We start from the raw sequence: 5485 nt of genomic DNA on the forward strand, positions 1-5485 counted from the left end.
CCCTACGGGCGCAGATGCAGCCGGAACCGGTGTTCCGGCAGTGCGACGACAGGCTGACGCGTTCCATCACGGGCCTGGCCCGTGAGCACGGGCTCACGGTGGCGACCGTGCTGCGCGGGGCTTGGGCGCTGGTGCTGGCGCGGCTGGCGGGCCGTTCCGATGTGGTGTTCGGCAGCACGGTCGCGGGGCGGCCGGCGGACCTGCCGGGGGTGCAGTCGGCGATCGGCCTGTTCATCAACACGATTCCGGTGCGGGTGAGCCTCGCGGCGGGGCAGCCGGTCATCGAGATGCTCGCCGACTTGCAGGACCGCCAGGTTCGGCTGATGGGGCATCAGTACATGGGGCTGGCGGAGATCAACCGACTCGCGGGCCCCGGAGCGGAGTTCGACACACTGGTCGTGTACGAGAACTACCCCCGCCCGGCCGAACAGCCGGACGGTCCCGGCACTCTGACCATGCGTCCCACCGGCCGGCCGCAGGACGCCAGCCACTACCCACTGGCGCTGATCGCGAGCCCGGGGGACCGGCTGGAGGTCCAGCTCGACTACCGGCCGGACGTTTACGACCGTACCGCCGCCGAGGCGATAGCCGACCGGCTGATGCGGGTGCTGGAGCAGCTCGTCGCCGACCCGTCGGCGCCGGTGGCCCGTATCGATCTGCTGGCGCCCGAGGAACGCGAGCTGATGGCGGGCTGGAACGCCACCGGTACTCCTCTGACCTCGTGTGCGTCGGTGCCGGAGACGATCGCCGACCGGGCGGAGCGCTCGCCCGATGCGGCAGCGGTCGTGGTGACTGCCGCCGAAAGTGCCCTGACGTACGGAGAGCTGGAAGGCCGGGCGAATCGGCTGGCGCGATACCTGGTCCGGCTCGGTGTGGGGCGGGAGTCGCGAGTGGGACTCTGCCTGCCGCGCGGCCCGGAGATGATCGTGGGGCTGCTGGCGGTGTGGAAGGCGGGCGGCGCGTACGTACCGCTGGACCCGGAGTATCCGGCGGACCGGCTCGCCTACATGATCGCCGACAGCGGCGCGTCGGTCGTTCTCGCGACGGCTGAGACGGCGGCCGGGGTGGCGGAGAGCGCTGCCGCGCGCGTCGTGTTGCTGAGTCAGGCGGAGTCGGTCATCGGCGCAGAGTCGTCAGCGCATTTCCAACAGCCGATCAAGAAAAACCAGTTGGCGTACGTCATCTACACCTCCGGTTCGACGGGTCGGCCCAAGGGTGTGGCTGTCGGACATGGCGGTGTGGCGAACCTGGCGGAGGTTATGCGGCCTGTGCTGGGGGTGGCGGAGGGTGTGACGGCGCTTCAGTTCGCGTCGTTCAGCTTCGATGCCGCGGTGCTGGATGTCGCGGTCACGCTGGCCGGGGGCGGCACGCTGGCGATCGCGTCGAGTGACGAGCGTACGCAGCCGGAGGCGCTGGCCCGCATGATCGAGGCGACAGGTGTGAGCGTGGCGAGCGTCGTCCCGTCCCTCCTGGGCGTGCTGGATCCGGCGGCTGTGCCCGGTGTGCGGAACTGGGTGCTGGGCGCGGAGCGCCTCACCGCCGACCTAGCGGCCCGCTGGCGGTCCGGGGCACGGGTGTGGAACACGTACGGTCCGACGGAGGCGACCGTGATCACCACGGCGGTGCCGCTGCCCGAGGGCATCGGCCCGCCGGACGCCCCGCCGTCAGTCGGCCGTCCCCTCGGCAATGTGCAGACTTTTGTCCTGGACGATTTCCTGAGGCCGGTGCCGCCTGGTGTGACGGGTGAGCTGTACGTGGCCGGGGCCGGGCTCGCGCGCGGTTACGTCGGCCGCCCGTCGGCGACGGCGGAGCGGTTCGTAGCGTGCCCCTTCACCTCAGGTGCTCGTATGTACCGCTCGGGCGACCTGGCGCGGTGGACGGCGGATGGGCTGTTGGAGTTCGCGGGGCGTGCGGACGAGCAGGTCAAGATCCGGGGCTTCCGGGTCGAGCCGGGCGAGGTCGAGTCCGTGCTGGCCTCGCACCCGGATGTGGCCCAGGCCGCCGTCGTCGTCCGCGAGGACCGGCCGGGCGACAAGCGGCTGATCGGCTATGTGGTGCCCCGTACAGGTGGTGACCAGGCAGCCCTTCCACCGACGGCACTCCCGCAATCCCTGCGGGAGCACGTGGCGGGACTGCTGCCCGAGTACATGGTTCCGGCGGCCGTGACGGTCCTGGACGCCCTGCCGCTCACGGTGAACGGAAAGCTGGACAAGGCCGCGCTTCCCGCACCGGACTTCGCCGACCGGGAGGGGACGGGCCGCGCGCCCGTCGGCGCGGCCGAAGAGTTGCTGTGCGAGCTGTACGCCGAGGTGCTGGGCGTGGAGCGGGTCGGCGCCGAGGAGAGCTTCTTCGAGCTGGGCGGCGACTCGATCATGTCGATGCAACTGGCGTCGCGGGCCCGGCGTTCCGGCTGGGTGGTGACGCCCCGCCAGGTCTTCGAGGAGAAGACCGTGGAGCGGCTGGCGCTGGTCGCCGAACCGGTCCGGGCGACGGCGGAGGAGCCGGGCGACGTCGGCGTGGGTCAGGTGCCCTGGACGCCCGCGATGCGGGCGCTGGGCGAGGCGGCCGCCGGCCCGCGCTTCGCGCAGTGGTCCGTGGTCGGAGCGCCGCCGGGGCTGGGACTCGATGTCCTGGCGGCGGGCGTGGGGGCTCTGCTGGATACGCACGACATGCTGCGCGCCCGTGTCGTACGCGAGGACAGTGCCGAACCCGTCTTCGTGGTGGACGAGCCCGGCTCGGCGGACGTGGCGGCGCTGGTCGTACGCGTCGATGCGACGGCCATGGGGGACGAGGGCCTGCTGACCTCCGCGCACAACGCCCCGAGCACCCCCCTCACTGAAGACGACCTGGACACCCTCGCCGACGAAGCGGCCCACCGGGCAGCGGCCCGGCTGGACCCCGCCGCCGGTGTGATGACGCAGGCGGTCTGGCTGGACGCCGGGCCCCGGCGGACCGGCCGCGTGGTGCTGGTCGTACACCACCTGGCGGTGGACGGCGTCTCCTGGCGCGTTCTCCTGCCGGACCTCCAGGCGGCGTGCGAGGCGGCGGCAGCGGGCCGGGACCCGGCGCCGGACCTGGTGCGTACGTCCTTCCGCCGCTGGGCGCGGCGGCTGGCGGCCCAGGCCCGCAGCGAGGAGCGCCGGGCCGAGCTGAGCCACTGGATCGCGGTGGCGGGCGGGCCGGAGCCGCCGCTCGGACGGCGTGCGCTCGATCCGGCGCGCGACACCGCCGCGACCTGGCGGGAGCGTTCATGGGACGTCCCCGCACCACAGGCCGCCACCCTGGCGGGCCGCACCCTGACCGTCTTCCACTGCGGTGTCCACGAGGTGCTGCTGGCCGCGCTGGCCGGAGCGGTGGCGCAGTGGCGGCCCGGCAGCAGTAGCGCCGCCGGTGTGCTGCTGGACATCGAGGGTCACGGCCGGGTGCCCCTGGCGGGCGAGGATCTCTCCCGCACTGTGGGCTGGTTCACCAGCGTGTACCCGGCCCGCCTGAAGACGGCCGGCTTCGATCTGCCCCGTGCCCGTTCCGGCGGCCCGGCCGCCGGTGAGCTGCTGAAAGCGGTCAAGGAGCAGGTGCAGGCGATACCCGGCGACGGGCTGGGCCACGGCATGCTGCGTCACCTGAACCCGGAGACGGGGCCGGTGCTGGCGGGGCTGGCGTCGCCGCAGATCGGGTTCAACTACCTGGGGCGGTTCCCCGCCCGTACGCCCAGTGGGCTCCCCGGCGGTACGGATACAGGCCCAGTCAGCGCATGGCAGCCGGCCGGCCCGTCGGCCCTCGGCGGCTCCGCCGATCCCGGCATGCCGGTCGCCCACGCGCTGGAGGCGGGCGCGGTGATCCGGGACACGCCGCAGGGGCCGGAGCTGACCCTCACCCTGGGCTGGGCCGGCGGGCTGCTGGACGAGCCCGCGGTCGAACGCCTCGCTCAGGGCTGGCTGGCCATGCTGTCCGGGCTGGCCGCGCACACCGACGCCCCCGGCGCGGGCGGCCATACCCCCTCCGACTTCCTCCTCCTGGACCTGGCACAGGACGAAGTCGACGAGTTCGAGGGCGAATTTGAGGGCGAATTTGAGGATGAGCTCGAAGGTGAGCTCGAAGGCGAGTTCGGGGGCGAGCTCGCGGACGGGCTCGGGGGCGAGCTCACCGACGGTCCCGCACACCCCCCTGCACACCATTCGTCGTAAGGAGAAAGAGCGATGACCCAGTCCCGTGTCGAAGATGTGTGGCCGCTCTCGCCGTTGCAGGAGGGGATGCTGTTCCACGCCACCTTCGACGGCGAGACCCCGGACGTCTACCAGGCACAACGAGCGATGGAACTGACCGGGCCGCTGGACGCGGGCCGCCTGCGGGCGACGTGGGAAGGGCTGCTGGCCCGGCACGCCGCGCTACGGGCGGGCTTCCGCCAGCGCAAGTCCGGCGAGTCGGTGCAGATCGTCGCGCGAGCGGTGACCCTGCCATGGCGGGAAGCGGACCTCTCCGGCCTGGCGGAGGCCGACGCCCTCGCCGAACTGGGCCGGCTCTCCGCCCGTGAGCGCGCGGCACGGTTCGACATGGGCGTGCCCCCGCTGCTGCGCCTGCTGCTCGTACGCTTCGGACCCGAGCGGCACCGCCTGGTGATCACGCATCACCACATCCTCATGGACGGCTGGTCGCTGCCGGTGCTGATCGGCGAGATGACGACGGTCTACGCGGCGGGCGGCAGCACCGCCGGACTTCCGCGGACGACGTCCTACCGGGAGTACCTGGCCTGGCTGAACCGGCAGGACAAGGAGGCGGCCCGGAGCGCGTGGCGGGCGTCGCTGGCGGGGGTCGACGGGCCGACGCTCGTATCACCCGCCGCCCCGGAACGTACGACCGAGTCGTACGCGAATCTGAGCACGCACCTCTCAGCCGACCTGTCCCAGGGCCTGGCGCGGTTGGCCCAGCGCCACGACCTGACCGTGAACACGGTGGTACAGGGCGCGTGGGCGCTGGTGCTGGCCCGGCTGACCGGCCGCGACGACGTCGTCTTCGGCGCGACGTCGGCAGGGCGGCCCGCCGAACTGCCGGGCGTCGAAGCCATGGTGGGACTCGTCATCGACACGCTGCCGGTGCGGGTACGCCTCGACGGCGGACAGCCCGTCATCGACATGCTGACGCGGCTTCAGGAACGCCAGTCGGCCCTGATGGCGCATCAGCACCTCGGACTGCCGGAGGTCCAGCGGACCGCCGGCCCCGGCGCGGTCTTCGACACGCTGGTGGTGTACGAGAACTACCCCCGCCCTCCGGCCGAAGCGCCGGACCCCGACGCCTTCGCCATCGAGCTCATCAGCGGGCACGAGGCCGCGCACTACCCGCTCACCCTGCTCCTGACCCCCGGCGCCCGTATGACCTGCGAGATCGACTACCGGCCCGATCTCTACGAGCGCGCCGCCGTCGAGTCGATCGTCGGCCGCCTGGTGCGGGTGCTGGAACAGCTGGCCGCCGAACCGGCGGCACGGGTCGG

At 72.7% G+C, this 5485-nt stretch carries 2 protein-coding genes; both read left to right on the top strand.

Annotated features, from left to right (window positions below; all coding sequences use genetic code 11):
• The first annotated feature begins 14 nt into the window (after window positions 1–14).
• Window positions 15–4184 (top strand): amino acid adenylation domain-containing protein, encoded by a 4170-nt coding sequence (locus tag ACFU99_RS31455; RefSeq protein WP_384398493.1) that lies wholly within the window; start codon window positions 15–17, stop codon window positions 4182–4184.
• Window positions 4185–4196: 12 nt separating this feature from the next.
• Window positions 4197–5485: condensation domain-containing protein (locus ACFU99_RS31460; protein ID WP_384398495.1), on the top strand; the 1289-nt coding region annotated here is incomplete at its 3' end.

The sequence above is a fragment of the Streptomyces sp. NPDC057654 genome (genome assembly GCF_042800135.1).
In the GTDB taxonomy this organism is placed as follows: Bacteria; Actinomycetota; Actinomycetes; order Streptomycetales; family Streptomycetaceae; genus Streptomyces.

Coding starts and splice junctions, on each gene's coding strand:
- ACFU99_RS31455 (WP_384398493.1), top strand. CDS start 15: ATGCAGCCGGAACCGGTGTTCCGGCAGTGCGACGACAGGCTGACGCGT.